Below are 5,328 nucleotides of genomic sequence, written 5' to 3' on the forward strand. Positions count from 1 at the left end.
CCCTGGAGTTTGGGGACGTGCTCTTCTCGCTCGTGAACGTGGCCCGCTGGGAGGGGATCGACGCGGAGGCGGCCCTGGCCGCAAGCAACCGCAAGTTTAGATCCCGCTGGGGTGCGATGGAGCTCATGGCCCGCGAGCGGGGCGTCTGCCTGGACCAGCTGGACGTGGACGAGCTCAGCCGGCTGTGGGGCGAGGCCAAGCGGCTGGAGCGCCGGGACGCGGGGGAGGGCGCCGCGACCGACGCCGCGGCCGACGGCCCCGCCGACGCGCCCGCGGACGGTCTCTGCTGAGTTTGCGGTCTTGGGATGGGGCTGGCGGCGGTGCGCCGGCCTCTGCTATAACTAAAGGCGCGCGCAAGGCGCGCAGCCTAAACGAAGCTCAAACGAAGACGATGGCGTGAACATGCAGAACCCCAAATCCCAGGGCGGCCCAGCCACCCTCAGCCCCCGCAGCGCCCAAGGCAGAAGGAGGACCGTGCAGACCGAAGACGGCAGCTCCCAGGCAGGCGCAGGCAAGGCAAAGGTTGCGAGCGGTGGGCGCCGCGCGCGTCGCGGCACTCCCAGGACGGACGGTCCGCTCAAGCACCACACCACAAACACCAAGAGGATGATCGAGGCCCAGGCCCCCGGCCCCTCGCGCGACCGCGCGGGCGAGAAGGACGTGGCCTCCTCGCAGCAGGCGGCCGCGGCACCGCGCCCCGCCATGAACGTGTGCGTGTCCCCGGCCGAGGGCACGGGCGCAAGCGCGGGCGCGAGTGCGACGCCGGTCGCGAAGCCGACCCCGAGGCGGGCCGCGACGGCCACCCCGGCCACGGCCGCTGCCGCGACACCTGCCGCAAAGCCAGCCCCGGCGGACCACCACGAGGCCCTCGCGCAGAGCGAGGCCGCGTACGGCGTGCGCCGCTCTGCCACGTACGACCAGGTGCGCGACGCCCGCGAGGCCCGCGCCGCCCGCGCGTCCGAGCACGGTACGCCGCGCAGGGCCACGGGCACGCCTCGGACCGAGGCCGGCGCCCGTCCCGAACGGGCCTATGCCCGGGAGGCGCGTTCCTCTCGCCCGGCGGATGGCCGTGCCGAGGGCCGCGCGGAGGATGCGCGCAGGAAGGCGCCATCGGCGCGCGAGCGGGCCGCGGCCGGCGCGGAGTCCGCACGCGAGCACGCCGCCAGCGCCCGCGACTTCGCGGCGCGGCACAAGCGGCTGTGGGTGGCCCTCGCCATCGTCGCCGCGCTGGTGGCCGCGCTGTACGGCCCGGCGCAGCAGTACTACACCTCCATGCGCCGCACGCAGGACCTGCAGACAAAGTACGCGGCGCTCAAGAGCCAGAACAAGGACCTCTCGAGCGACGTCAAGACCCTCATGACCAAGAGCGGCATCGAGGACCAGGCGCGCAAGAACGGCTACGTGTACCCGGGCGAGAAGACCGTCAAGGTCACGGGGCTCAAGGAGGACGGAAAGGACCCGTCCGCGGCCATCACGTACAAGGACGACCGCACGTGGTACGTGAAGGTGCTCGACGTGCTGTTTGGATACGACAGGGAGACGGTGCTCAAATGACGCGCGTGGCGTGCATAGACATTGGAACGGTGACCGCGAGGCTCGCGGTGGCGGACGTCGAGGGCGGGCGCGTGACGCGCATGCTCAAGCAGTCGACCATCTGCAACCTGGGCGAGGGCCTGACGCAGACCGGCGCGATCAGCCGCGCCGCCGCGGACCGCGTGACGGAGTGCGTCGACTCGTACCTGGCGGCCGCGCGGGAGGCCGGCGCGCCCACCGTGTGCTGCACGCTGACGAGCGCCGCGCGCGACGCCAGCAACTCCGACCAGCTGCTCAACCGGCTGGGCCGCCGCGGCCTGCACGCGCAGGTTATCCCCGGCACGGTGGAGGGCTCGCTCACGTTTTTGGGCGTGGCGCAGGACTTTGCCGGCCACCGCATCCTGGTGGCGGACAACGGTGGTGGCTCCACGGAGCTGGCCGTGGGCCGCATGGACGCCGCGGGTTCGGGTGACGCCGCGGCCGCGGGCGACGCGACGTCCGGTGCCGCGCCGGCGCCCAAGCTTGCGCTTGACTGCGTGCGATCCGTGGACGTGGGCTGCCGCCGCATGACCGAGCGCTTCCTGAGCGCGCACGACGTCCCCACGGACCAGGAGGTCATGGCGGCCCGCGCGTGGGCGCGCCAGCTGTTTGACGACGCCGTCCGCGAGGAGAAGATCCTGACCCTCGCCCCGGAGCGCCTCGTGACCACGGGCGGCACGGTGACGACGCTCGTGGCCATCAAGCTGGGGTTGGTGCCGTACGACCCGCGCCGCGTGCACCTGGCCGAGCTCAGCCTGGGCGACGTGGAGGGCCTGCTGGCCCGCCTGGCCGCGCTGCCTGTGGAGGAGCGCGCAAAGCTACCCGGCATACAGGCCAAGCGCGCGCCCGTGATCCTGGGCGGCGCCATCGCGGTGGCGGAGCTCATGCGCGCCGTCAACTTTGACCGGCTTACCGTGAGCGAGAGCGACCTGCTGTTTGGCCTCTCCATCTGCGCGGCGGCGACGGCCGAGGGCACGGCCAACCCGCTTGGCTGGGAGCCGGAGCTCACGCCCCTGCGCTAGGCGCGGGCGCAGGCCGCGGCGGCAGGTGCGGGCCGCGGCGGCAGACAGCCGCAAGGCAGGCGCGCGGCCTGTGGTAAGGTAGCGACACGCGAGCACGACACGCGGGGGCGTGGCGGAATTGGCAGACGCAGCGGACTTAAAATCCGCCGACCTCGGTCTTGTGGGTTCGAACCCCACCGCCCCTACCAGATACAAACGAGCGGCGGGCGAGAAGAACGTTCTTCTCGCCCGCCGCCCTTGTCTTTGGGATGTCTGTCGCCGGTTGCGGCGCCGGCCGCGGCGCCGCCCGCGCTACACGAACAGCCCGTACACGATGCCGAAGAGGAAGCCTCCGTACTCCACGATGCAGAACAGCACCATGAGCGCGTACTGGAAGGCGGAGGCGGAAAGCGGCGAGTTGGGCAGCGCCGTGACGACGGCCAGCACCACGAGCACCGCGTAGATCGCGGCGATCGCGATGGCGACTGCCTTGCGGGCGCGGGCGTGGCGGACGGCCTTCTGGCTGTCTGGCACCTCGTCCTCGTTGGGGTTGAGCTTGTGCGCCAGGAACACGCCCAGCGAGAACAGCAGCACGGGCATGGCCACGAGGTCGAGCAGCGTGTCGAGCACGGGGCTGTAGTGCGCGCCGCCGCCGCTCGTCAGGCGGACAAAGTAGAAGAGCACGTACGCGGCCGAGACGATGACCAGCAGGTACGGTGCGTTCTTGCGGATTGACTTCATGCGGGCCCCCCGGCGGCTCTTGTTGGTGCGTGGTGTGCGTGGTGCTGCGCGGCGTCGCGCGTTGCCGCGCTGCGGCATGCAACTGACAGAACACTAGTGTACCCATGTGGCGGCGGTGCGGACGGCGGGCGGGCGCTCGTGACGGCACGATGGAAATTTGGCCGTACGTAAGGGCGGCGTAACGCCGGGTCCCCATGGGCGTATAGTCATCCTGTTCACTAATTGTCCTGTCCACAACCTGTACACGGCCGTGCGCGCTGCGACCGGCCCCGTGCGCGGCCGTGGACGTCTCTTGGGGGTGCGCATGGCTGACACCGACTTTGGCTTTCCCACGCCGGACGCGCGGGCGGAAGCGCACGCGGCCGCGGGGCAAGGCGCCACGCTCCTCTCGCCCAGCTCGCCCGATCCCCTGCACGTGCAGCTCGCCCGCATCATGCGCGAGAAGATCCGCAACCACGAGTGGCGGCGGGGGAGCTACATCCCGTCCGAGTCCGAGCTGATGGCGCGCTTTGGCGTGAGCCGCGGCACGGTGCGCAAGGCCATCGGCACGCTGGTGGCCGAGGGGCTGCTGCTCACGCGCAAGGGGAGCGGCACCATCGTGGCGGACGGCGGGATCGCGCTGCCCGGCAACGCAAAGAGCTTCTCGTTTGCGGCGGCGCTGCGCGACGGCGGCGTGCGCTACGTCACGCACGTGCTGCAGAAGGAGGTGCTGCCCGCGCCCGCGGCCGTGGCCATGCAGCTGCAGCTGGACGAGGGCGCACCCGCGCTCTTCATGCGGCGGGTGCGCAGCGTGGGCGGGCATCCCGTTGTCTGCCAGGAGAGCTGGGAGAACCTTGCGGCGTGCCCCGGGCTGGAGCGGGCGGACTTTGGGACGGAGTCGCTGTTCGACGCGGTGGAGCGCTGCTCCGGCGGCAAGATCACGCTTTCGCACATGCAGTACGCGAGCCGCCGCGCCGGGGTGGAGCATGGCAGTTACCTTGGCTGCTCCGCGGACGACCCGGTCATGGTGATGGAGCAGCGCATCGAGCTGGCCGACGCCACTCCCATCGAGTGGAGCCTCACGTGGCTGGGACCCAACCAGTCCATCGTGGGCGTCAGCATGCAGTCGGACGGGTTCCCGGGGCCGCTGGGGCTCGACGGCGTGCGCACGCACGAGCCCGCCGCGCCGGAGGACGAGCGCACGCGCGAGCTGCGCCGCCGCCTGGAGCTGGACGCGCTGGCCGTGCGCCGCGGCGTGGTGGCGCTGGGGCACCGCTACCCGTGGAGCTCGTTCCACTTTGGCGGCGCGCTCAGTATGGCGGAGATCGTGGCCGTGCTGTTTGGCGAGGTCATGCACACCGGGCGCGACGGCACGCCGTGGCCGGAGCGCGACCGCTTTGTGGTGAGCAAGGCGCACGCGTCCGTGGCGCTGTACCCCATGATGCTCAAGTGCGGGCTCATATCGCAGGAGGACGTGGACCGCGGGCTGTTTGGCCCGGACGCGAGGATCTTCAAGCACCCGCAGCGCGACCCCTCCCGCGGGATCGAGATTTCTGGCGGCAGCCTGGGCATGGGCCTGGGCTACGCCGCGGGGCTCGCGCTATCGCTCCGGCGGCGCCGGCTGCCGGGCCGCGTGTTCTGCGTGGTGGGCGACGGCGAGTGCGACGAGGGCTCCGTGTGGGAATCCGCCGCGTTTATTGGATACAAGCGGCTTAGCAACCTGACGGTGATCGTGGACGCCAACGGCATGCAGCTGGACGGCCCCACCGCCCAGGTGCTGGACAACGGCCCAATCAACCGCAAGTTCACCTCGTTTGGCTTTGACGTGCTCGAGGTCAACGGCCACGACGTGATACAGCTCGCGGACGCGCTGCGCAACCCCGGCGACCGCCCGCGCGCCGTCATCGCGCGCACCACAAAGGGCAAGGGCCTCTCGTTTGCGGAGGGCAACGTCCAGTGGCACGACATCGCGCTGACGGACGAGTACTACGAGCGCGCGACGCGCGAGCTGGACGCGCAGGAGGAGGCGATCCGC

The 5,328-nt window shown here is 71.3% G+C and carries 4 protein-coding genes, 1 tRNA gene and 1 pseudogene; 5 read left to right on the top strand and 1 reads right to left on the bottom strand.

Annotation, left to right across the window (positions count from 1 at the left end; all coding sequences use genetic code 11):
• The 4 genes and pseudogenes from ACI38Z_RS02780 to ACI38Z_RS02795 form a co-directional block, all read left to right on the top strand.
• Positions 1-290 (top strand): annotated as a pseudogene (locus ACI38Z_RS02780) (hypothetical protein); the annotation flags it as partial.
• A gap of 184 nt (positions 291-474) precedes the next feature.
• Positions 475-1,554 (top strand): septum formation initiator family protein, encoded by a 1,080-nt coding sequence (locus ACI38Z_RS02785; protein ID WP_439788661.1) that lies wholly within the window; start codon positions 475-477, stop codon positions 1,552-1,554.
• Positions 1,551-2,594, top strand: a complete 1,044-nt coding sequence (locus ACI38Z_RS02790) for a Ppx/GppA phosphatase family protein (protein ID WP_439788663.1) — start codon at positions 1,551-1,553, stop codon at positions 2,592-2,594. The genes ACI38Z_RS02785 and ACI38Z_RS02790 overlap by 4 nt, the downstream gene beginning before the upstream one ends.
• A gap of 103 nt (positions 2,595-2,697) precedes the next feature.
• Positions 2,698-2,782: transfer RNA gene (locus ACI38Z_RS02795), tRNA-Leu, on the top strand.
• A 103-nt stretch (positions 2,783-2,885) separates the two neighbouring features.
• Here ACI38Z_RS02795 and ACI38Z_RS02800 read toward each other — a convergent pair.
• Positions 2,886-3,314 (bottom strand): hypothetical protein, encoded by a 429-nt coding sequence (locus ACI38Z_RS02800; protein WP_439788664.1) that lies wholly within the window; start codon positions 3,312-3,314, stop codon positions 2,886-2,888.
• A gap of 304 nt (positions 3,315-3,618) precedes the next feature.
• On the opposite strand from ACI38Z_RS02800, the gene ACI38Z_RS02805 reads away from it, so the two are divergent.
• A partial coding sequence (locus ACI38Z_RS02805) for a UTRA domain-containing protein (protein WP_439788665.1) occupies positions 3,619-5,328 on the top strand: 1,710 nt, incomplete at its 3' end.

It is taken from the genome of Parafannyhessea sp., assembly GCF_051876455.1.
GTDB lineage: Bacteria > Actinomycetota > Coriobacteriia > Coriobacteriales > Atopobiaceae > Parafannyhessea.

What these genes read in the sequence shown, in the direction of transcription:
- ACI38Z_RS02790 (WP_439788663.1), top strand. Translation starts at nt 1,551, where the DNA reads ATGACGCGCGTGGCGTGCATAGACATTGGAACGGTGACCGCGAGGCTC.
- ACI38Z_RS02800 (WP_439788664.1), bottom strand. Translation starts at nt 3,314, where the DNA reads ATGAAGTCAATCCGCAAGAACGCACCGTACCTGCTGGTCATCGTCTCG.